Source organism: Janthinobacterium svalbardense, from assembly GCF_002327145.1.
GTDB classification, from domain to species: domain Bacteria; phylum Pseudomonadota; class Gammaproteobacteria; order Burkholderiales; family Burkholderiaceae_D; genus Janthinobacterium; species Janthinobacterium tructae.
Window position 1 is genome coordinate 1,795,012 of the sequence record NZ_CP023422.1, and the last position, 19,703, is coordinate 1,814,714.

A 19,703-nucleotide genomic window follows, 5' to 3' on the forward strand; every position below is an offset into this window, starting at 1 on the left:
TATACAGCCTGAGCCGCTAAGGTTGTCGTTAGGAAAAACCGCCTGCGGCGCAAGAGCCAGTCAGACGAATCGGAGAGGGTTGCGCTTGCAAGCGCAACCCGGTTTTGCGGCGCCGAGCTGCGCTCGCCGAAGGCCCCGCAAAACCCCCGCGCCCGTACCGGACGCGGATGCGCTGCCCGCGCTCTGCATGCGTTGAATAAATAAAAAGGGCCTCCCCGCCAAAACGGGGAAGCCTATAGTGGATCCCGAATCTGAGACGATGGTTTAAGCTGTGGTCCGCGAAAGGGATGACAGCAAATGAGTGAAGGAAAAAAACGTCGGGTACACACGGCTGAGTTCAAGGCCAAGGTCGGTCTGGAGGCCGTTCGCGGTGTCAAGACGGTGACGGAGATCGCGCAAGAGTTCGGCGTGCATCCGGTGCTGGTGGGACAGTGGAAAAAGGAAATCCTGGAGAACGCGGGGGTGCTGTTCGACACCAAGCGCGGCCCCAAGCCGATCGATGAAAGCAGCCCCGAGGATAAGCTGTACGGTGAGATCGGTCGGCTGAAGATGGAAGTGGATTGGCTTAAAAAAAAGCTGGGGCCGTGAGCCGGGAGGAGCGCTTGGGCTGGATCGAAACCGGGCACGAGAAGCTGCCCGTGACGCGCCAATGCGAGCTGGCAAGCGTGCCGCGCGCGACGGTGTACCGGCAGATCGACGCTGCATCCAGGCAGGCATGTGAAGACGAGAGCGACCTGCAGCTGCGCACGCTGATCGACGAGGAATACACCAGCCGGCCTTTTTATGGCAGCAGGCGGATGGTTGTGTCCTTGCGTGTGGCCGGCTACGTGGTCAACCGCAAGCGCGTGCAGCGCCTGATGCGCGGCATGGGCTTGGCGGGTATGGCGCCGGGGCCTAACACGAGCCGTGCGCATCCTCTGCACAAGGTTTATCCGTACCTGTTGCGCGGCGTGCCGGTGACGCGGCCGAACCAGGTGTGGTCGACAGATATCACTTACATTCGATTGGCGCGGGGCTTCGCGTATCTGGTGGCAATCATCGACTGGTACAGCCGCAAGGTGCTGTCTTGGCGCATCAGCAACAGCATGGACGCGTCGTTCTGCGTGGACTGCCTGGACGATGCCGTGCGCCGCCATGGAAGGCCTGAGGTGTTCAACAGCGATCAAGGTTCGCAGTTCACCAGCACGGCTTTCACCGATGTGCTCAAGCGCGAAGGCGTCGCCATCAGCATGGACGGGCGTGGACGAGCGCTGGACAACATCTTCGTCGAGCGGCTGTGGCGCAACGTGAAGTACGAGGATGTGTACCTGAAGGGGTACGCCAATATGGCGGAATTGATGGTGGGCCTGGCGCAGTATTTCGCGTTCTATAACGCCGAGCGACCGCACCAGTCGCTCAGCTACCAGACGCCCGACCAAGTCTACCGCGACGGCGTCGGCGGCGGTGCGCTGATCGTCGACCGGTTCGGTGACGACGATAAAAAGTCACAGGAAAAGAGCAATACGGGTCAGCGCCGGGCAGCTGAAGCAGTGGAAACGGGCACAGCTTAAATTAGTCGGCAAAGTGTCTTGACTGATGGATCCACTTTAGCCCTTTTATTTATTCAGTGGTGGGACGGCGGGAATCGAACCTACCGTAAACGTAGTATTTTTGCGACTTCAAGGAAAAATGCTGTCAAAATGTTGTCAAGAGCGGAAGGGGACTGTGCGATACTTTTTGCTTAGATGAAGTGCCAACTACGTATAGAGGGTGTATGAAAGCAAAAATTCTTTTTCCATATGATAATTATTCTGGGAATATACTTTGGAATAACGCTGAATGCGTTGGAAAAATGGAACAGATTAATCAGTCGCTGATGGTAATCAGAAGCATGGGATATTGGGTGAGCGCATTTCCTGAAGGCGATGGGGTAACGTTTAACGCCGGTTCTAGTAAGGTTTTGCCAAATGATGATACTATTTTTAGGGACTTTTGTACGGCATTTCCTTGGCTTGACTTGAAAATCAGCTCTGTGAAAAATTCAAATTTGGCACTCGCAGAACTGGTGTCAAATGAAGTAGTGAAATGTATTGTAATGGTTCCTTTGGAATGCGTTAAGATTGAGGAATCTTTTGAGATAGGGAAGTTTAGATTTGTTTGCAGACGTCAATTCGATGAAAATCCTGGCGATAGATTGAGTGATATTGAAGGGGAATATTTGGAGTTTGAGACTGATATTTTGTATTCCGATGTATTGAAAATTAACTCATCGGTTTCGCATAATGACTCTGTCATTGAAAAATGTTTGTCTCTGGCCGAACAGGCAATGGATATTATTCGATTTAAATTTAGCTCATTCGCAAAGCCCGAATTTACACCTGATCCAGCAGGGCAAAAACATGACGGATTCTATGATATCGAAATCATACCAATGGGGAAGGCTCATCTAAAACCGGTGTCATTGACAGGCATAAGTCGGCCAATTTCCTCACGGAACAATTGGTTAGGGCCAGAGTTGGAACGTGGCCAGATGGCTGGTGAAAGTGTTTTGGTTAATGCATTTGAAAATACCGCTAACGAATTGGAGTTGGCGGCAAAGAATGCAGTGCGAGGTTGCAGACAATCATTTTACTCCTCAGGTAGTGAATCAAAGTTTCTAAATCTAATATTTGTTCTTGATGCATTAACGCAGCCAAAGAGCAAATGGATAGGTTGGAAGCATCGCACATATATTTCAGCATTAATATCGCATGGTAATGTGGGTATATTCAAGAAGACTCTTGTTCGTTATTCAGAGTTGTACGCCGAAGTACGTAACAAGTTGGTGCATAATGGAAAGGATTTTTACGAGCTTCCATATGATCCAAATAGAACGAGTGAAGATGTTTATCAGTATATAAAAGATGTCATTGAGCTGATCGAATGGGGTGAGTATAAAACGTGGCAGAATTTATATGATTTTGCGCAAGAAATTTTATCTCGGGAGGATTTTGTTGACGCCTACACAGAAATTATGAGAAACGCAGGAGTCGAGGAAAAGAATTTTCCAAATTGGACAGTGCCTGCCTGAGGAGGTGGCGCCAGTTTTCTATAATAATAATAAATAATTATTATTTTTATTTTGGCGCCAATTTCATAATGATAGAAATAGTATTTCTAATTCTCTTTTCCAAAAATAGATTCTGCTCTTGAACCAGCAGCTAAATCCGCATCAGGCATCCATCGCCCGTATATCCTAGCAATCATCGTCCAGTCAGCATGCCCCATCTGCTTTGCAACCCACATCGGGTGCTCCCCGGCCGACAGCATCATGCTGGCATAGGTGTGCCGCGTTTGATAAGGGTTACGATACCGCACGCCAGCGTTTTGCAGGATGCCTGTCCATAATGTCTTGCGGATCGGCTGGTCCCCCTCCCAGCGCCGTTCCAGGCGCGGATTTTGAAAAACTTCTTCGCCCTTCGTCCAAGTGAATGTCTTTTGCTCCAGCAGCGCATGCATAGCGCGCTCGAGCAGCTTGACTTCGCGGCGGCCTGCGTTTGTCTTGGTGCTTTCTGCTGCCTTGGAGTGTTGTGTGAGGGCACGCGTCACCATCACGACGCCACGCACGAAGTCGACGTCGGCCCAGTCCAGGGCCACCAGCTCGGACGTGCGCAAGCCGGTCCAGAACGCAAACTGCAGCAGGTTGCGCCCCTGGCCGGTTGCGTGTGTGAGGATCGCGGCCTGCTCCTCCTTCGTGAACGGGTCGATATCGTCCTTTGACTGCGGCGCCTCCACCTTGGAGTAACACCAGCGCGCCAGCGGATTGACCTCGATCAGCTCGTCCTCTATCGCGTCGTCAAGCGCCTTGCGCAGCACGCTCTGGATGTTCGCCATGGTCTTGTTAGTTGCGTTCATGGGCTCCATCTTCGCCCGCACGTCTTTCTTGCGCAGAGCCGACAGCATGATGGTGCCGAACCAGGGGATCAGCTGGCCAACGACGATCTTGCGATAGCCGTTGTACGTGCTGGCCTTGAGGTGCTTTTTTTGTCTGTCGAGCCACTTGTCCAGAAACGCCTCGATGGTCTGCACGTCGCCGACCTGGTCGGCAAACTTGGCGGCATTGGACGATTGCGGAAAGGTGGCCGTGTAGTCAAAGCTGTTGGTGGCAATCGCGTGCAGGATCGCCGCTCGATGGTTCTCCGCCCGTTTCAGGTTAGCGGAGGTGGGCTTGAGCGCGATCCTTTCCCGGCACCTGGTGCCGCGATACATGAAGGTGATTTCGATGCTGCTTTCCGATGCAGCTTTAACACCTCGCCCGTCTCTACCCATGATTCATACCCTTTCACGTCAATTAAAATTCGATTGTCTGGCGCCTTGATCCAGACGGCGTCCTTCGGCCAGATCCCGTCCCGGATCTTTGTTCTGATCGCGTCGGGCGTATAGCCGGATTCGATGGAGAATTTCGGTATCGTCATGTATCGGAGCATTTTTTTTCCTACCTCCGCTCAGCGTCTGTCAAACATGCATCACACGAAAGGTCGACGGACATTTCGTACAAGTCCGATGGCTCTGCCATAACCGAACCGCAGCGATCACATGAGTGACGATGCTGGCGCGATGCAGGGCTAGTTGCCTTTACGCGTTCAGTATTTTGGGAAAATGCACCTATCGATAGTGCGAACGCTTCTGCCTCGGTGTGCTGGGGAACTTCGACGCCAGGCTTGCGGTAGTCGCGCAGCCGGCAGAATTCTTTGTATTGGTCCATTTTTCTCTTTCGTTTTGAACGTCTTATGCTGCATACAGCAGGTCAGCCTGCACGTACTTGCGATCCCAGAACGGTGAACATTGAATGCCATCCCATATCTCGGCCATCTCGCGCGGATTGTTTTTCCGGTTGTGGTTGCGGGCAATATCGGTGCTGTCAACGCTGGCAAATGGGTAGCCCCAACGCGCGGCATTCATTCCGCGCAGCATGTGGAGCCAGTTCGGTACACGGCCGGTTTGACATATCGCGTTCATCGCTTCCGTCATGCGGTGATGCCAGTTCGCGGCGCCGACCACACGAAACTGTGCTGACGATCCGATGCAGACACGCTCCCACTCGTCACACAAGCGCTTGAGGCGATCCAAGGGCTCATGCATGTGCCAAACCGGTGCACCGCGCTGACCATGCGGCCACTGCGCAATGAGGGCATCGTTAGCGCTGACATCGCCCATGATCGCGTCCGGAATAACTGCCCAGGTCGTTTTGTAGGTTAGCCAGCGTTCAGCCCAGGCGTAAAATCCCTGCCAAAAAGTGCCGTCCATCTCGACAGTCGCTTCTCCACGGGCCTTGCGCTTCATGTTCTCCGTCCAGATGGAAAATGCCGAATTGTCGAGCATGTTACTTTGCCCGTTTTCGTGGCACCACTCCACGTCATCCGGTCGAGCGAATGATATGCAGAACGAACGCCCCCTGAGCTGGGCCAGAACCTTGCGCGGCGTGATGGGCGTGCCATGGTAGTGCTGCGTCATGCACCACCCCGAACGGTCTTGATATCGACGCCGTGGTGATGCGCCATCAAGACTTGGCGACCGCCGAACTGTTTGTGCAGTGCATCGGCGATAGTTTCGTGATAGCCGGTCCGGATCATTCTGGTCGCGGTGACGATGTGCTCGACCATGATGACAGCCGTGGAGTCGATTACCAGGTCATATAAGATGTGTTCGCCATTGTTCGGGCAGGTCGCAAGAAATCTTGTGCTGTAGGTATTCATCGTATTGCCCTCACGCTGTCGCACAGCTGCTGCATTGGCGGAGCTGGTCCGCCTTGCTGGTTTTGCCACATGCGCTGCCCTTGATGAACTGCATGGATGCGGTGCCGGCCAGGCAAGCCAGATGCTGGCGTTCAGTTTGGGCTGGCTTGATAGATACAAGCGCGCCCAGCGGCACCGCACGGAACATGCCCGGCCACTGGTGGTCCAGTTCCACCCACGCATGCAGCTCCCCATTGCCCACGTCGCGGCGCAGGTCGTTGACGGTGCCGGCCTGGTAGCCTTCGTCGGTATCGAATGTCACGCGGTCGCCCAGGGCGATTTGCCGCGGCGAATTGGTCAGGGTGTTCAGCATTGCGGTGCTCCTTTCAGTTTGGCGGTAACGCCGCATACGCCGTAGCGGTCGATGGCAGCGTCGATCACGTCGCCGCTGGACGCGGCATCATCAAAAAATTCAAAGCGTTCGGTTTCCGTGCGAACGATCACGGCAAAGGTGCTCATGTGCCATTTCCTTCCTGGGGCGGGGTGTCGGGAACGATCAGCCGGGGATATGGACAGGCATCGACTGCCGCCCAGGCGTTGATAATTTCGGTTTTGCCCAGTCGGGCAGGTCAGGGATCGCCAGCGCCTGTAGCGTTTCAGGCGTGACTTGAACGTTCTGCGTACAGTTATTTACACGAGTCCGAGGAACGGCAACCCCAACAGCCACCCCGCGCCCGCCTGTGGCCTGTACGGGCGTCCAGGTATGGCGCACGGACTTGAAGACCACGCCGATCAGGTCGCTGCAGCGCACGCCGTAGGGCGTGATGCGCTGGGTTTCGCCGTAGCGGCCGATGACGGTTTTTTCGTCCTTGGCCAAGGTGACGACCAATTCCTTGCGTGGCACCAGGGCGCCGCCCTGGGCGCGCAAGTATTCGGCCCAGCAGGCGCGCTTTTCGCCGTCAATCTTTTGCACGGCATTCCAGGCGCGGCGCATGGCGGCCGGCGCTTCGTTGAGCATGCTTTTCTCGATGCGGCGTAGTTCGCGCCACACGGTGACGGGCGCGCCGCCCCATTGCTGGAATTGGCGGATGCCCCAGCACGCGGCCCAGGACTCGACGCGCGCCGATGGCGTCAGCTCGACATCACCTTCGGTGTCAGCCGTGACAACATAGCCCTCTTTGGTCTTATGGTCGGCCACGCCATCGATGTTCTTGGCCACGTACTTGGCGATATAGCCGGCGGCGCTGCCCTTGGCCCAGTCGATGCGTTTCACGTCCAGGCGGCGCGCGAAGGCGCCCGGTTCGCCACGGTCCACGCGCCAGGCGTAGCGCTTCATGATGCGGATGGCGCGGCCCGCCACGTCCTGCAGGTGGGCCGTCTTGTATTTCGCAGTCGGGCGGACGAACAGCAGCAGATGCCAATGCGGGCAGCCATCGTGGTGCGGCTCGGCGATGCGAAAGCCGTACAGGCCGATGCCACGGCGCGCCAGCGCGGAACGGCACAGCGACGTCATCTTGCCCAGGTAGGCATTGGCCTCGCGCGGCGTGGAACCGTCGAACTTGTCGTTGGCCTTGCCGCTGTGCTGCATGGCGTGAAAGCGCGATGGGCACGTCCAGGTGATGAAGATGCCCTGGTCGCCGCACTCGCGGGCGATCTGTTCAAAGCCGTTGATGCGCAACATCAGTTCGCCGCGCCGGATGGCTTTGTTCGCGGTGGTTTTCTCGGCCAGCTCGGCAATGCTGAATTGCTGACCGTTCTCGTTCTGCACCAGCGTGGCGGCCAGCGCCGCCGCGTTGCGACGGTTCTGCGCCAATCGCGACAGCACGGCGTCGTTGCTGGCGTAGGGTTCGCCGCGATAGTTCACATAGCCCAGGCGGATATTGCCCGCTTCAAAGGCGCGCTTGACGCGCTTGCGCAACTGGCGGCGCCACCAGCGGGCGTCCACCAGGCGGGCGATGGTGTCGGCCAGCGCGTCGAACTCCGGCAGTTCGATGCCATACGAGGCACATTCGTCTTCCATGATCTGCAGGGCGTGCGTGTCGGACACGGCCATCCACAGCATTTTGGTCACGCCGGCCGCTGCGCGCTCGGCGGTGGCCACGATGTCGGCGTCGCTTTGCGACAGGTCGACGCCGGCCGGCACGTACAGGTCGGCGAACTCGCGCACAAAGCCGGTGGCGACGGACTCATAGACTTTGTACCAAGACGACCAGGCCATCTTGGCCAGGGCGGCCGTGATGACACGGTTGCGCCATTTGTAGGGGATGCGGGCCAGCTCGGGCGCGAACTGGGCGGATCGCAAAAAGGCTTCGTGACGCTGCGGGGCAGGCAGCAGGATTTGTTTAGATTGCATTCAACAGTCTTTCGTACACACGGATAGCGGCAGAGGTGGCGGCGCGCAACTCGATGCGCTCTTCCTCGGTAAATGAGTGGATGGGCGATTCCCAGCGGTCGGCGTCCAGGCCGGCGGCGATCAATACGGAGCGGCGCGCGCCACGCGGCGACAATCCCCACGCCTGGGCCATGAAGGGCGCCAGGTTGCGCGGCTTGATGCTGCGTAGCTGGGCCTTGGCTTCGGCGATGGCGGCCAGCGCATGCCCGGCGCCTGGTGGCGTCGGCATATCCTTGTCGCGCGCGGCCAAAATCTCGGCGGCAGGCTGGAAGGAGAGGTGATTGTCGATAAGGGACGCCGGCATGGATCAGTCCTTGATGAAGCCAATGGCCCGCAGCACGTCGGGGGCAATGACCATCAGGAGCGATAGCAGCCAGATGCCGCAGGTTTTGGCCAGGCGCAGCATCAGCGTGCTCCTGCCTTGGAATAATGTTCCGCCCAGTACGGGAGCGTGTGCGATGCGCCGCAGCAGTGGCGGGCACCCGCTTCGGTGGCAAAAATGTAGTTCACTTCGATAGGCAGCTTGCCGACCAGGGCGCGCTGCTTGGCCGGCGCAAAAAAGCCGTCACGTTCCAGTGCCCGCGTATCGCTGACAATGAAGGTCAGATTGGCAGCGCCGTAGGCGTGATAGGTCTTGGCAATCTCATGGATATGGGCGGTCAGCGCCGCAATGCTGATGCCCGCGCCGGTTTGCAGCAGAAAACACGTTGGCGCCAAGGGGACAATACAATTTTGCAAGGTCGGGCGGATCGTGCTTGATGCCATGGATTTGTCGGCATGACTGGTGGCGTGCAGCGTGTTTTCCATCGGTTTTCCTTATTTCAGGTTGAACGAATCCCGCACGCTCAAAAGGGAGCGCTGCAGGGCACAACAAAAGAGGGGAGTTACAGCGGCCGGGTTATGGCGGCGCGAGGATCGGGATAGTCATCAGCAGCCCGCAGTCAGGTCCAGGGCCAGCTGGCTGGTGGCTGCCTTGCGCGCATGCTGTGACATCGGGATGCGAATATCGGGCTTGGGCATGGCGGACAGCGAGAGGGTGCGCAGTACTTCCAGGCCCGCCACGAAGGAGTGCCCGCAGTCGGGGTTCTGGCACATGTAGGTGATTTCCTTGAACATCGCGGACATCATGCGGCTTTTGACGGCGCGGACGGTGTATTCGCAATGCGGGCAGGGCAGGCCGATGACTCTCATTTCAGCTTTCTTTCCACTTGGTACAGGGCGCGACCGCGACCCGTCATGTTTTTTGACTGCTTGCGTAAGCGCGACTTGACGAGCCATTCCGCCGCCTGATCGATACTTGCCAGCCCCTGGCGCTGGCGCACGAGTTCCAGCACCGCGCGCTCTTCGTCATTGAGGTGAATTTGATGGTCTGGCATTTTCTGTAACTTTAGAGTTGCTCAAAAGTGACTCGGTTTAAACGCTGCGACGCTGTACGCTGTCGATGGTGGCGTCATCCAAGGCGATCACGGCCAGGGCTTCACGCATCACGATCTGGCGCACCAGCACCGCAAGCTCTTCGCCCTGGTAGTTGGCGATCGAGGAAACGAGCTGGTGCTCATAGTCATCGAGGCGCAGCATGACGCGGTGGCTGCGGATACGTTTTGCATCGGGATACATGACGTTGTCCTTAGTGAATGGATTTGGAAGCGAGTTCACGCTTGTAGTCGGCGAGGCCGCGCAGGATCAGGAAGCGGAGAAACCAGGCACGGGAGCGCTCAAGTTTTTCTGCGTAGCCTTCGACTTCGTCAACTTCATCCGATGTCAGACGAACGCCAAGAGGTTTAGTCGTGACGCCCTTCGTAGTGCGCCTCGCTATGGATACGTTTTTCATAATGTTATGATGTGTAATCGCTACAGGATGGCGTAACTATAGTGTCCAAAAACGCACTAGTCAAGAAAAAGATGTGAGTATGAGCATGTTTGGTGAAAGATTAAAGCAAGAGCGTCAACGTTTGGGCATGAATCAAGATGACTTCGCAGCGGTCGGCGGAGTCAAAAAACGCGCTCAAATTTCATATGAAAAAGATGAGCGATCTCCGGATGCTGTCTACCTGTGTGCGCTGTTAGAAATTGGCGTAGACGTTTGGTATGTGATGACTGGCAGCGTTTCAGCTACGGTGCTCAGCGCGGATGAAAGTGAACTAGTTTCTGGTTTCCGGAACCTGGATGCGCGCGGACGAGCTGGTGTTCTTGGAATGATTGGCGGCATGCGCCTGCCAACGTCCCATGCATCTTCCGTGGGGAATGCTCCGCACGTTGAAACCCACGGCAAGATTGGGCAAAATTTCGTGGGAAATATCATTGGGCCGCAGACTTTTAATGTGGCCGGCAGCGGACGAAAAAAGGAAAAATAGTCTGCAAATGATTCATCTTCTTATGCTTATTGTAATTGCAGCTTGTTTGGTCTGCATAATTTTTAGCAGCTGGAATTCCAGGAAGCGAGCGCTTGAAGCGGGCGAACCGGGAGGCTCCCTTTGGCGACATATTCAACTATGCATATCAAGCGCAAAGGTGAGAACGCCTCCATGCCTGACAGAGCGGATTGCAGCTCCGCAAAAAGTTCCTTTGGCTTGTGAGAATATTCCACAACTCAAGCAAGTCGCAGTTGAGGTGCAACCTGCTCAAGTTCCATCACGCGCAAAGAAAAAGTCGAAGAGAGAGCCACGAGCCGAAGCAGGAGATGTCGACGAAATTCAGTTTTCGTATCCGAGGCGAGACGGTTTGGGCTATGTAACTCGGAAGGTCTCAGTGTGGGCAGTTGATGCAGATTATTTAGAGGGTTATTGCCATGCAAGGCAGGGAAAACGAACTTTTTCTTTGCGGCGTATTCGTGGCAAGGTGACTTCGTTAAGGACAGGAGAAGTTCAACGTATCGGGAGGTGGGCGAGTGCGATGCGCCTCCTTCCCAACAACAGAATCATTACCGATGGTGCTGTTTATCGCCCGATGGGCATCAAAGACTATCCAATAGGTAAGTCCAATCGAAAGCAATGGCAGATAGCGGCATATTTTGCAGGTTTCCGCGAAGCTAAACGCTATGAATTGGAGTCGATAGCGAGGGCGGCAGATTGGCAGGTTCGGACTGCGTTCAGTACTTCGTTAGATGTTTTGATCGCTGGCCCGCTGGCTGGGCGTGTCCAACTGAGCAAAGCAGAATCGATGGGGATTGAATCTATTTCGGAAGCTGATTTTCGACACCGTATTTTGTAATAATCAAAAATTTCAAGGAAAAGTGCGGAAATGGAATTTTCAGAAATTAGAAGCTGGATACAGTTCCTCTTTATCATAGCGGGTGGGGTACTGGGTATGATGGCATTCTTTCAAAATATGCGACAAAGAGCACTTGAGAACGCATTGAAAATGACAAAGTGGTTTCACGATTCGATAGTCAAGGAGGACATATCAAGTTGGGCAGATCTGTTTCATAATGCATCCGAATCAGCTGGGGCGCCTCGGGGTTCTTATATAAGTGATGTTTATGGTCCTCGTCCATTGTCTGACTATTTCTCCGAAGGCTCACCGGATTCTGGGGCAGTGGGGAGAATTTCAGATTGCTTGAATGTTATTTGCCATGAGATTGTCGAAGGTGGCGTAGACCCAAAATTCATTTGGTTTGAGTTTGGTCAGTTGCTGAGAACCATCCATATGTGGTTAGGGACAATCAAAGAAGTATCGGAAACCGAAAGTTTGCTTGAAAGTGCGTATCCTTCCATCGATAAGGTATTCAGTAAATATGGAAAGAAATTTAATGCCTGGCCAAGTCGAACCTATGCATATTTGAAGTGAAAAGATTGAGCTCTATAGGGCCAATTCTCGAATGTTGGAATATTCATCGGAATGGCACAAGGTATCAAACGGCGGCGGGGGCAGGCCAGCCATCCGGACACGATCTTAGCCTTGGCATCTAAATCACAGAAAAATGTAATGTGATAATTGTTAATGTGTTAATGCGGCACGACTAAATATGCTGCGTATGCGAATTGACGTTGAGCTTACGCAGAGACTTTAGCTTGGGGATTCGCATAGTTGGGCCTGTGTCGGAATGGCAGACCTGACACTCAAACGCTCAAATGTTGTTGGGTACTGCACTTGAAGTAGTCGTAGAAATGCATAAGGATGCTGTTCAGTCTGGTTTTGGAGACGTTCAAAAACTCCTTGAAAAGAAGGTGCTCATAGCTAACGAAATTTTGAGAATTTGTGATGATATTCAGCAACGCATTGATAGGGGACAAATATTAGAATGAGTCGGCTAAAATTATTTTTAATTGGGTGTGCATTTATTGCGATAGTATTTATCGCCATGTACATGTATTTCGGTGATAAGTATAGTGTTTCTCCACTCGGTCAAATTTTTGGGTCAGGTTTGGTTGCGGCTGTGTTTTCTCAGTTATTAATTTTTATGAAAGAGCGTTCTCGAGATAAGCAGATAGAAGATCGAGATCGGAAGTTTATTGCGCTTCAATTGGCCGTTACATTGGAGCGGTATGCTATAGAGTGCGCTATGCGAATAAACAAGATTAGCGATATTCTTGAAGAGTATTATCAAACACGGTCCTTCATGGTGGCGATCCCTAGTATGCCAAATTTGACACTGCCAGATGCTGTTGAGTGGCGATGGATAGAAACCGCCTTGACATCTGAAGTGCTTTCTCTTGCTCCGAGAATCAGTTTCAGCGAAGGTTCGATTCAGTTTATTCTTGATGCCGCTGGCATGCATAGTGGAGCGGAAGAATCCCAGCGACAGTTGAAATTAATGGGACATGATGTATGGATGCTTGCAGAAAAAGTCAGAATGCAACATAAAATATCGCCGCAGACATATGTGTTAGGGCAATGGGAATTTTTGGATACTTTGAAAAAAGAAAGATCGTAATTTTTTCGCTTCTTTCTTCAACTTGCGAGGGCGGGGTCAGGTCTGCCATTCGGACACAACCTAAGCCTTGGCGCCTAGATTTGCGACAAACGGTGATATATTAATTGCCAATGCAAGCCGATTAACTATGCTGTGTATGCATGGCGCTGAGCATGGCTGGGCCGATGTCGGAATGGCGGACCTGGCCCTCCAACGTTGTTTAGGCGACAGCGGTGCCAAGAGTTACCGGCGCCGCTGAACGTGCCGTGTCAGTGCGCGTCAGCCAGTTCCAGACGCACTTCTTTGCCGGCGCGCGCCGCCAGCGTGATCAGCATATCCAAGCTGAACTTGTCCCACTTGCCACGCACCAGGTCGGATATGCGCGATTGCGCTACGCCAAAGCGCTCGGCCGCTTCGCTTTGGGTCCATTTTTTCGTTTCGATCATCAGGCGCAAGCGCGCCATCAGATCGGCGCGCAGGGCCAGTACTGCTGCCTCGCCTGGAGGAAAGCCCAAGTCAAGAAAGACATTTCCGCAAGATTCGGTGATGGTCAGGTCGGGATCAATATTGGATGCCATGGTTTATTCTCCAGTAACTTTGTAACGTTTTGCCGCCAGTGCAATATCTTCTTTTGCCGTTTTCTGGCTTTTTTTCTGGAAGCAGTGCAAGACATAGACTGCGTCAGCGCGTTTTGCGACATAAATCACGCGCCATTCACCCAGAACATGAATGCGAATTTCATAGGCCCCAGCACCCACGGTCGGCATGGCCTTCCAGTCAGAAGGCATCTTGCCAATTTGGGCCTGCCACAGTTCGAAACCAGCCATACGGCGTGCCTCAAGCGGAAAATCTGTCAGATCGTCTTGGCTTCCTCCGACGAATTTTAGTGTTTTCATAGGCTTGATTATATAAGTATTTCTATATTTTACGGTATTTTTATGCTGCCTGCTTGGTCATGATGTGTTCCCAAGGTATTGCTATTCCGCCTCGTTGTCGGGACTGGTATCACCTGGCTCTGGCTTCCACGGTTCCTCGCTGTTTTCCCTGATAATGTCCCGCACTTCCTTGATGTGGTTCCATGCAATTTTTGCCGCCCGCTTGGCGCCGCTCTTGCTTTTATAAAGGTGCTCCAGTGTCTTGAGCTTGGCCTTGGTGCCCGCCATTTCCTGCCCCGATTTTTTCTTCTTCGCCGCCACGTCCTTCCACTTGGCCACCACACCCGTGACGCCTTCGTCCGGGTCTTTCTCGTCCTCGCGCTCGGCCTCGACCGCTTCCGTTTTCGTCTCAAACTCCACGCGCGTGGTAAATCCGTTGCCGCCCAGGCTGTGCGTGACCTTGACCGATAGCCAGTCGGTGGCGTCGATCTCGGGCTTGAATCCTTGTACGGTCACCGGCGATTGCGGGAACACGGCCGGATTGCCCAGGGCCAGATTCATTTCGAAGGTGGCCAGGCCGCGCAGGATGCGCTGCCATTCGGCGACGGCCGCCGCGCGCGCGTCGGCTTCGCTGGCGAAGGTGGTGCGCAGGCGCTTGCTGTTGCCGGGCACGCCGGCCACGACGCTGCGGCGGCGCGCGTAGCGCTCGTCGTGCCAGAAGGCGCGCACGCCCGTGTAAGCATCGCTTTCGGCGCTGTGGTAGCGGTGGCCGTCGCCCAGGGCGCGCGTGATGGGGATGACGGGCAGCGCCTTGCCGCTGGCCGTGCGGCTGTCGTTGATGGGGATGAACAGCAGCTTGTCATTCTTGACGGTGGCCACCGCGTCGTATTTCCTGCCCAGCCGGCGCAGGAAGGCCGCATCGCTTTCGTGGGTCTGGTCGATGTGCTCGATGGCGGTATCGCGCAACCGCGCCGACACGCCTGATGCCAGCTCGTTGCGGAAGGCAATGGCCTCGATGATGGCGCCCAGGGTGGTCTTGTGAAAGCTGTGTTCCTGCTGCTGCTTGAACGTGTCGATCAGGTTGGCCGACCTGGCGCGCAGGGTGATGGTGTCGGGCGCGCCGCTGTGCTCCACCTCGTCCACGGTGAACTTGCCCATCTCGACCAGGCCAGAAGCTTGCCAGCCCAGCGCCAGTGCGATCTGCGCGCCGCGCGGCGGCATGGCCAGCTTGCCGTCGCTGTCGTCCAGGGCCAGGTCGAGCTGGTCGCTCTCGTCGCCGCGGCACAGCGTCAAGGTCAGATTGATGAGGCGCGGGGAGACGATGGCGGTGATGTCCTTGTCCTCGATGGTGACGCGGAAGGCGGGGATATGCGCGCTCATTTGAACTTGTCCGCCGCGCTGCCGATGGCGCCGCTGATGCCGGCGCCGATCTTGTCTTTCATCTCGCTGACGGCGCCGCCGTATTTCGAGGTGATGCCGCCGATCACGTTGCCCACGACACTGCCCACGGCATTCCTGACCGCGCCGGCCACGCTGCTGGTGATGCCGTCGATGCTGAGCATGTTTTTCAGGTCGCCAATGTCGCCCAGGCCGATCATGGCCAGTACGCCGTCGTCGTCGCGTTTCAATGCAATCGAAAATTCCACGCGCTTGGCGCCGCCGCTGCCGTCCAGGATGGTGCGGCCCTCCGTCATGCTGGTGATGCGGTAGGAGCCGAGGATGCGGCCCGTGCCCTGGATCAAAATCCACGATTTACCGGTGTCGGCCATCATGCGCAACGCATCGAGCGAATACAGGGAGCCGGTCAGTTCCGGCGCCACCCAGCCCGACAGGGTAATCGTGTCGTCGCCTGGCCCCACATACTGATGCGCGTCGCGCAGGCCCACGCGCGCCGTGCTGGCGTGCTTCCATTCCGTTTGCCGCTGCAGCTCGTGATAGGCCAGCGTGGGCAGGCTGAATACGAACATGCCTAAAATCATCATCATGGTGTGCTGTTCTTTCTTAATCGTGGTCGCGCAGGGACGAGCGGATGCGTGCGGCCTTTTCGCGGTCGCGCTGATCGAGCGCAACGCTCACCGCGCGCGCGATGGCCTGCGGATCGGTGCCGGCCTGCACGTGGAAGGTGATTTCGATCTTGTCGCCCTGGATGGTCATGCCGGCGCCGAATCCGCCCACCGGCAGCGGCGCGCGCGTGTCAAAGGCGCTGGCCGGTAGCGCCGTGGCCGTGCCGATGGCGATGCCGGCGCCCAATTGCGCCAGGCGCTGCGCCAGTCCGGAAACCTTGGCAATCGGTGCGCCTTCGCTGCGGTCCAGGCCCACGGCCAGACCTTGCATGGTGTAGTCACCCAGCTCGGCAAACACGCGGCTCGGGCTGTGGATGCCCAGCTTTTCCTTGAACCAGGCAATGGTGCTGGAACCGGCATTGCTGATGGCGTCCTTGACGGCGCCCATGGAACCCGTGATGCCATTGACCAGGCCGCGCAGGATGTTGGCGCCAAATTCCGTGAACTGGGCCGGTAGCTGGATGCCGAACCAGCTCATGACGCCCGCGAATGCCTGGTAAAACACGCCGACCGGCGACCAGTTGATAATCAGGGCGCTGATGCCCGCCAGGCCGCCGCTACACGTCGCCTTGAGCTGCGACCACACGCCGCTAAAGAACGTCTTGACCGGCTCCCAGCATTGGTAAAACACGTTCAAGGCGCTGGTGATGCCGCTGGCCATGCTGCGCAGCAGGCCGCTGCCGAAGTCGCTGAATTTGGCCGGCAAGGCGATGCCGAACCAGCCCAGCACCCCCGCGAAGACGCGATAAAACACGCCCAGCGGCGACCAGTTGGCGATCAGGGTGGTGACGCCGCCAATGCCGCCGGCAAAGGCGGTCTTGATATGCGACCAGATGCCACTAAAAAATGCCTTGATCGGCTCCCAGTATTTGTAGATCAGGAAGACGGCGCCGGCGATGGCCGTTACCGCCAGGCCAATCGGATTCAGCATAAAGGCGCGACCCAGCCACAGCACGGCGCGGCCCACCCACATGAAGGCGCCACCCAGTCCGCGCAGGATGGGCGTCAGCACGCCGCCCGTCATCCCCATTTTGGCGAACATGACGTGCAGCATGGCGTACGGGCCGATCAGGGCGGCAATGCCCAGCATCAGCGGGCCGAGCACCAGCAGCACGCCGGCCAGCACGGCGAAGGCGGTAATCATGACCTTGGCCACGGTCGGATTGCGCTCCATGAAGCCATTCAGGCGCTGCACGGCGCTGATGGCCAGTTCCATCCCACGAACATACAGCGGCAGGATTTTCTCGCCCATGGTCAGCTTGAGGTCGGCCAGTTTCGACTGCGCTTCCAGTTCCTTGCCGGCGGCCGAGTTGCGGCCCAGCTTGTCCAGGGTGCCGATGTCGGCGGCGCCACGGTTGAGCTTTTCGTTTTTGTGGATCTGCACGCGCTGCAAGTACATCTGCGAGTGCAAGTTCGATGCGGTGCGGTTGGAAAAGATGCTGCCGATGGCATCGAGCACCTGCTTTTTCTCCGTGATGCCCTTCTTTGCCAGTTGCGGCAACAGCACTTTTTCCAGCCATTCAAACTGATTTTCGCGGAACAGCTCGGAACCCAGCAGCGCGCCTGGATCGAGGAAGGAAATTTGCCCTGCCTTGTCGTGCTTGACCTTGCTCTTGTCGCCAATCAGGCCAAACTCTTCCAGCTTTTTGGCCGAACGTTTCGTGGTGCGTCCCTGGTACAAGTTCTGGTAGGCGCTCATCAAGGACGTGCCGACGCGGTTGCCGCCCATTTCCTGCACCAGCGGTTCCATCTGGTAGTAAAAGGCGTCATCTTTCAGACCCTTGGCGGCAAGGCCGCCCGTCTTGATCATGTTCAGCCATTCATTCGGGCCGACGCGCCCGCCCGTGGCCGTGATGACCTTCTGGACGATGTTGGCCTGGGCTTCGAATTTCTCCTTGCTTTCCAGGCCGCCGCGCAGCTCGATGACCTTGAGCATGTCCATGAACTTGCGTTCGTTGTCGGCGCCCTCGGCCTCACCAAAGAAGGCATGGTTGGCAAACTTCATCTTGGCCAGGGTAGGGGCGACCATTTCCGCGTGGTGTACGTCGGCAAAGGCGCTCATACCGTCGCGCATGAGCTGCAGGTTGTCGAGCTGGCTGGTGCCGTAGGTCTTCATGTTGCGCGCAAAGGCGACGGCCTCGCTTGACACCTTGTCGCCCAGGCCCAGGGCGTTGACCCTGCCCACTTCTGTTTGATAGTGCTTGGCCTCGTTCAGCCCCTTGACGACGGGCGCACCGATGACGGCACCCGTGGCGGTGGCGCCAGCGCCGGCCATGGCCAGGTTGCCCGCCTTGCTGCGCAGCTTGTCGGCGTGCTGGGTGGCGTTGGTGACGCGTTGCTGCCTGGCGGCCGCGTTGGCCAGCTTCTGCTGCTGCAAGGTCATGGTTTTGTTGGTGGCCTCGATCTCGCGTCGCAAGGTGCGCTCGTGGTTGGCCAGGTCCTTGGTGCCGATGCCGGCGCCAGCCAGGCGTTCGCGCATGAGCTGCAGTTGCTGCGCCTGCTGCTGGCCGGCTGTTTTGAGGGCGCCGGCCGCTTTGACGGCGGCGTTAAACTCGCGCGTCATGGCGCGCGTGGGCGCCTCCGTCTGTTTCATCTTGGTGGCCAGGCTGGCGACCTTCTGTTGTGCCGCTTCCAGCTTGGTGCGGGTAGCGTCCAGGCCGCCGTGCAGCTCGCGGAATTTGCTGATGCTCTTTTGCTGCGCGTTCAGGTCGCGCAAGCGGTCGCTGGTCGCCTTCAATGCCTTGGCCGTGTCGCTGGAACCGGCCAAAATTTTCTTGAGCGGGCCGGTGATTTTATCCAGCGCTGCAAACACTACCTGTAATTTCAAATCCCGGCCTGCCATTTATTCTGCTCCGCTTCGTTGCCGGGCGCGTTCGCGCCAGGCCATCAGTTCATCAATCGTAAAATCGTCCATCGCTGCCGGCGTCCAGTGGAAGACGCCGGCAATGTCGGCCATGGCGTCTTCTACTTCGCCGGGGATACCGAAAGGCGATCGGCTTTGCTCGCCAAAAAACCGGCGACCTCGGCGCCCACGGCCAGCAAGTCGGCCGGGTCCATGTTGGCGATGTCGTGCGCGGTCAAGGTCGGCTCGGTGATGCGCGGCAGCACGATCTGCAGGGCCGACACGTTCAGGTTGGCCAGATCGATCAGGGAAATGCCGCGCAGGGCACCCGCCTTGGGCTTGCGCACGGTCAGTGCGGTGATGACGGTGTCGCCACGCTTGATCGGCTCGTCCAGTTCGATGACGGCTTGGTTTTGGGTATCGATGTTCATGCTGTGTTCCTTGTGGTGGTGTGATTAAAAAGTGGGGTTACATGCCGATGGCGCGGCGTACGGCGTCGTTGCGGCTGACGCCGCCCATGATTTCCGTGCCGCTCATGAAGTCCAGTTCGATGATGGTGGCGCCGTCGATCATCAGCTTGTAATAGCTGCAAGGCATGGTGTACTTGTGGGTGGTGTCGTCGCCCATCTTCGCCGTGCCCATATCGACTTCCTTGTAACGGCCGCGCACGACGACTTCCACAGCGGCCACCGTGCCGTCATCGTCTTCCTGGTAGGCGCCGGCAAAGCGCAGTTGCACGGCGCCGTGCGAACTGGCGCCGTAGTGCTGCAGGGCGCTGGCGATCAGGCCGCCGGCGCTCCATTCCAGCTGGATGGCTTCGTTGCCGAAGTCCACGGACACGGGGCCGCTCATGCCGCCGGCGCGATACTCTTCCATCTTGCGGCTGAGTTTGGGCAAGGTCACTTCGGGCACCTGGCCCATGTAGGAAGTGCCGTCTTGAAACAAAATAAAGTCTTTCAGCTTGCGGGGCAGGCCCATGGTGTTCT

Annotated in this window: 25 protein-coding genes and 1 pseudogene; 6 read left to right on the top strand and 20 right to left on the bottom strand. The window is 56.7% G+C overall.

Going from position 1 to position 19,703, the window contains the following annotated elements:
* Positions 1–297 precede the first annotated feature (297 nt).
* Positions 298–1,550 (top strand): IS3 family transposase gene (locus CNX70_RS07875; RefSeq protein WP_244198854.1). Its coding sequence is split into 2 segments (ribosomal slippage): positions 298–577 and positions 577–1,550, totalling 1,254 coding nucleotides; the frame shifts between segments, so codons are not numbered across the junction.
* Between the two features lie 203 nt (positions 1,551–1,753).
* Positions 1,754–3,049, top strand: a complete 1,296-nt coding sequence (locus CNX70_RS07880; RefSeq protein WP_096234252.1) for a hypothetical protein — start codon at positions 1,754–1,756, stop codon at positions 3,047–3,049.
* 86 nt (positions 3,050–3,135) lie between these two features.
* Here CNX70_RS07880 and CNX70_RS07885 read toward each other — a convergent pair whose 3' ends face one another.
* The 12 genes and pseudogenes from CNX70_RS07885 to CNX70_RS28070 form a co-directional block, all read right to left on the bottom strand.
* Positions 3,136–4,287, bottom strand: coding sequence for an Arm DNA-binding domain-containing protein (locus tag CNX70_RS07885; protein ID WP_096234253.1), 1,152 nt, complete (start codon positions 4,285–4,287; stop codon positions 3,136–3,138).
* A 459-nt stretch (positions 4,288–4,746) separates the two neighbouring features.
* On the bottom strand, positions 4,747–5,472 hold the full coding sequence (locus tag CNX70_RS07890; protein WP_096234254.1) for a hypothetical protein: 726 nt from the start codon (positions 5,470–5,472) through the stop codon (positions 4,747–4,749).
* Positions 5,469–5,714: a hypothetical protein gene (locus tag CNX70_RS07895; RefSeq protein WP_096234255.1), complete on the bottom strand. Its 246-nt coding sequence runs from the start codon at positions 5,712–5,714 to the stop codon at positions 5,469–5,471. The genes CNX70_RS07890 and CNX70_RS07895 overlap by 4 nt, the downstream gene beginning before the upstream one ends.
* 10 nt (positions 5,715–5,724) lie before the next feature.
* Positions 5,725–6,066 (bottom strand): hypothetical protein, encoded by a 342-nt coding sequence (locus CNX70_RS07900; RefSeq protein WP_096234256.1) that lies wholly within the window; start codon positions 6,064–6,066, stop codon positions 5,725–5,727.
* Complete coding sequence (locus CNX70_RS28510; RefSeq protein ID WP_167389627.1) at positions 6,060–6,212, bottom strand: hypothetical protein; 153 nt, start codon at positions 6,210–6,212, stop codon at positions 6,060–6,062. The genes CNX70_RS07900 and CNX70_RS28510 overlap by 7 nt, the downstream gene beginning before the upstream one ends.
* Before the next feature lie 20 nt (positions 6,213–6,232).
* Positions 6,233–8,046 (bottom strand): annotated as a pseudogene (locus tag CNX70_RS07905) (replication endonuclease); the annotation flags it as partial.
* A complete protein-coding gene (locus CNX70_RS28820) occupies positions 8,036–8,389 on the bottom strand; it encodes a hypothetical protein (protein WP_035820917.1) in 354 nt (117 codons plus the stop codon). The gene CNX70_RS28820 and the pseudogene CNX70_RS07905, both read right to left, overlap by 11 nt.
* Before the next feature lie 101 nt (positions 8,390–8,490).
* Positions 8,491–8,892, bottom strand: coding sequence for a hypothetical protein (locus CNX70_RS07915; protein WP_096234257.1), 402 nt, complete (start codon positions 8,890–8,892; stop codon positions 8,491–8,493).
* A gap of 120 nt (positions 8,893–9,012) precedes the next feature.
* Positions 9,013–9,276 (bottom strand): Ogr/Delta-like zinc finger protein, encoded by a 264-nt coding sequence (locus tag CNX70_RS07920; protein ID WP_096234258.1) that lies wholly within the window; start codon positions 9,274–9,276, stop codon positions 9,013–9,015.
* Positions 9,273–9,461, bottom strand: coding sequence for a hypothetical protein (locus CNX70_RS07925; RefSeq protein ID WP_096234259.1), 189 nt, complete (start codon positions 9,459–9,461; stop codon positions 9,273–9,275). Before CNX70_RS07925 ends, CNX70_RS07920 begins: the two co-directional genes overlap by 4 nt.
* A 37-nt stretch (positions 9,462–9,498) precedes the next feature.
* Positions 9,499–9,702 carry a hypothetical protein gene (locus CNX70_RS07930; protein WP_035820909.1) on the bottom strand — a complete coding sequence of 68 codons (204 nt, stop codon included), beginning with the start codon at positions 9,700–9,702 and terminating at the stop codon, positions 9,499–9,501.
* Between the two features lie 10 nt (positions 9,703–9,712).
* Positions 9,713–9,916: a YlcI/YnfO family protein gene (locus CNX70_RS28070; protein ID WP_070305601.1), complete on the bottom strand. Its 204-nt coding sequence runs from the start codon at positions 9,914–9,916 to the stop codon at positions 9,713–9,715.
* 79 nt (positions 9,917–9,995) lie between these two features.
* Between CNX70_RS28070 and CNX70_RS07940 the strand changes: the two genes are divergently transcribed.
* The 4 genes from CNX70_RS07940 (at position 9,996) to CNX70_RS07955 (ending at position 12,958) form a co-directional block, all read left to right on the top strand.
* The gene (locus CNX70_RS07940) at positions 9,996–10,439 is read left to right on the top strand and encodes a helix-turn-helix domain-containing protein (protein ID WP_096234261.1); all 444 of its coding nucleotides are present in this window, start codon (positions 9,996–9,998) and stop codon (positions 10,437–10,439) included.
* A gap of 7 nt (positions 10,440–10,446) precedes the next feature.
* On the top strand, positions 10,447–11,295 hold the full coding sequence (locus CNX70_RS28075) for a hypothetical protein (RefSeq protein WP_157750946.1): 849 nt from the start codon (positions 10,447–10,449) through the stop codon (positions 11,293–11,295).
* A 30-nt stretch (positions 11,296–11,325) separates the two neighbouring features.
* Positions 11,326–11,871, top strand: a complete 546-nt coding sequence (locus tag CNX70_RS28080; RefSeq protein WP_157750947.1) for a hypothetical protein — start codon at positions 11,326–11,328, stop codon at positions 11,869–11,871.
* 454 nt (positions 11,872–12,325) lie between these two features.
* Positions 12,326–12,958, top strand: a complete 633-nt coding sequence (locus CNX70_RS07955; RefSeq protein WP_096234264.1) for a hypothetical protein — start codon at positions 12,326–12,328, stop codon at positions 12,956–12,958.
* Positions 12,959–13,206: 248 nt separating this feature from the next.
* On the opposite strand, the gene CNX70_RS07960 is transcribed toward CNX70_RS07955, so the two are convergent.
* From CNX70_RS07960 to CNX70_RS07995, 8 genes are all read right to left on the bottom strand, one after another.
* A complete protein-coding gene (locus CNX70_RS07960) occupies positions 13,207–13,515 on the bottom strand; it encodes a helix-turn-helix domain-containing protein (protein WP_096234265.1) in 309 nt (102 codons plus the stop codon).
* Positions 13,516–13,518: 3 nt separating this feature from the next.
* Complete coding sequence (locus CNX70_RS07965) at positions 13,519–13,833, bottom strand: type II toxin-antitoxin system RelE/ParE family toxin (protein WP_096234266.1); 315 nt, start codon at positions 13,831–13,833, stop codon at positions 13,519–13,521.
* 81 nt (positions 13,834–13,914) lie between these two features.
* Positions 13,915–15,192 (bottom strand): phage late control D family protein, encoded by a 1,278-nt coding sequence (locus CNX70_RS07970; protein WP_096234267.1) that lies wholly within the window; start codon positions 15,190–15,192, stop codon positions 13,915–13,917.
* A complete protein-coding gene (locus tag CNX70_RS07975; RefSeq protein WP_096234268.1) occupies positions 15,189–15,797 on the bottom strand; it encodes a phage tail protein in 609 nt (202 codons plus the stop codon). The genes CNX70_RS07970 and CNX70_RS07975 overlap by 4 nt, the downstream gene beginning before the upstream one ends.
* A 16-nt stretch (positions 15,798–15,813) precedes the next feature.
* On the bottom strand, positions 15,814–18,717 hold the full coding sequence (locus CNX70_RS07980) for a phage tail tape measure protein (RefSeq protein ID WP_425269229.1): 2,904 nt from the start codon (positions 18,715–18,717) through the stop codon (positions 15,814–15,816).
* Positions 18,718–18,831 carry a GpE family phage tail protein gene (locus CNX70_RS07985; RefSeq protein WP_071650277.1) on the bottom strand — a complete coding sequence of 38 codons (114 nt, stop codon included), beginning with the start codon at positions 18,829–18,831 and terminating at the stop codon, positions 18,718–18,720.
* 8 nt (positions 18,832–18,839) lie between these two features.
* Positions 18,840–19,148 carry a phage tail assembly protein gene (locus CNX70_RS07990; RefSeq protein ID WP_096234270.1) on the bottom strand — a complete coding sequence of 103 codons (309 nt, stop codon included), beginning with the start codon at positions 19,146–19,148 and terminating at the stop codon, positions 18,840–18,842.
* Positions 19,149–19,185: 37 nt separating this feature from the next.
* Entirely contained in the window at positions 19,186–19,695 is a 510-nt protein-coding gene (locus CNX70_RS07995) for a phage major tail tube protein (protein WP_096234271.1), read from the bottom strand.
* Positions 19,696–19,703 lie beyond the last annotated feature (8 nt).

Bases quoted from the DNA above. Each gene is read 5' to 3' on its own strand.
- CNX70_RS07880 (WP_096234252.1), top strand. From the start codon at position 1,754: ATGAAAGCAAAAATTCTTTTTCCATATGATAATTATTCTGGGAATATA.
- CNX70_RS07885 (WP_096234253.1), bottom strand. From the start codon at position 4,287: ATGGGTAGAGACGGGCGAGGTGTTAAAGCTGCATCGGAAAGCAGCATC.
- CNX70_RS07890 (WP_096234254.1), bottom strand. From the start codon at position 5,472: ATGACGCAGCACTACCATGGCACGCCCATCACGCCGCGCAAGGTTCTG.
- CNX70_RS07895 (WP_096234255.1), bottom strand. From the start codon at position 5,714: ATGAATACCTACAGCACAAGATTTCTTGCGACCTGCCCGAACAATGGC.
- CNX70_RS07900 (WP_096234256.1), bottom strand. From the start codon at position 6,066: ATGCTGAACACCCTGACCAATTCGCCGCGGCAAATCGCCCTGGGCGAC.
- CNX70_RS28510 (WP_167389627.1), bottom strand. From the start codon at position 6,212: ATGAGCACCTTTGCCGTGATCGTTCGCACGGAAACCGAACGCTTTGAA.
- CNX70_RS28820 (WP_035820917.1), bottom strand. From the start codon at position 8,389: ATGCCGGCGTCCCTTATCGACAATCACCTCTCCTTCCAGCCTGCCGCC.
- CNX70_RS07915 (WP_096234257.1), bottom strand. From the start codon at position 8,892: ATGGAAAACACGCTGCACGCCACCAGTCATGCCGACAAATCCATGGCA.
- CNX70_RS07920 (WP_096234258.1), bottom strand. From the start codon at position 9,276: ATGAGAGTCATCGGCCTGCCCTGCCCGCATTGCGAATACACCGTCCGC.
- CNX70_RS07925 (WP_096234259.1), bottom strand. From the start codon at position 9,461: ATGCCAGACCATCAAATTCACCTCAATGACGAAGAGCGCGCGGTGCTG.
- CNX70_RS07930 (WP_035820909.1), bottom strand. From the start codon at position 9,702: ATGTATCCCGATGCAAAACGTATCCGCAGCCACCGCGTCATGCTGCGC.
- CNX70_RS28070 (WP_070305601.1), bottom strand. From the start codon at position 9,916: ATGAAAAACGTATCCATAGCGAGGCGCACTACGAAGGGCGTCACGACT.
- CNX70_RS07940 (WP_096234261.1), top strand. From the start codon at position 9,996: ATGAGCATGTTTGGTGAAAGATTAAAGCAAGAGCGTCAACGTTTGGGC.
- CNX70_RS28075 (WP_157750946.1), top strand. From the start codon at position 10,447: ATGATTCATCTTCTTATGCTTATTGTAATTGCAGCTTGTTTGGTCTGC.
- CNX70_RS28080 (WP_157750947.1), top strand. From the start codon at position 11,326: ATGGAATTTTCAGAAATTAGAAGCTGGATACAGTTCCTCTTTATCATA.
- CNX70_RS07955 (WP_096234264.1), top strand. From the start codon at position 12,326: ATGAGTCGGCTAAAATTATTTTTAATTGGGTGTGCATTTATTGCGATA.
- CNX70_RS07960 (WP_096234265.1), bottom strand. From the start codon at position 13,515: ATGGCATCCAATATTGATCCCGACCTGACCATCACCGAATCTTGCGGA.
- CNX70_RS07965 (WP_096234266.1), bottom strand. From the start codon at position 13,833: ATGAAAACACTAAAATTCGTCGGAGGAAGCCAAGACGATCTGACAGAT.
- CNX70_RS07970 (WP_096234267.1), bottom strand. From the start codon at position 15,192: ATGAGCGCGCATATCCCCGCCTTCCGCGTCACCATCGAGGACAAGGAC.
- CNX70_RS07975 (WP_096234268.1), bottom strand. From the start codon at position 15,797: ATGATGATGATTTTAGGCATGTTCGTATTCAGCCTGCCCACGCTGGCC.
- CNX70_RS07980 (WP_425269229.1), bottom strand. From the start codon at position 18,717: ATGGCAGGCCGGGATTTGAAATTACAGGTAGTGTTTGCAGCGCTGGAT.
- CNX70_RS07985 (WP_071650277.1), bottom strand. From the start codon at position 18,831: ATGGCCGACATTGCCGGCGTCTTCCACTGGACGCCGGCAGCGATGGAC.
- CNX70_RS07990 (WP_096234270.1), bottom strand. From the start codon at position 19,148: ATGAACATCGATACCCAAAACCAAGCCGTCATCGAACTGGACGAGCCG.
- CNX70_RS07995 (WP_096234271.1), bottom strand. From the start codon at position 19,695: ATGGGCCTGCCCCGCAAGCTGAAAGACTTTATTTTGTTTCAAGACGGC.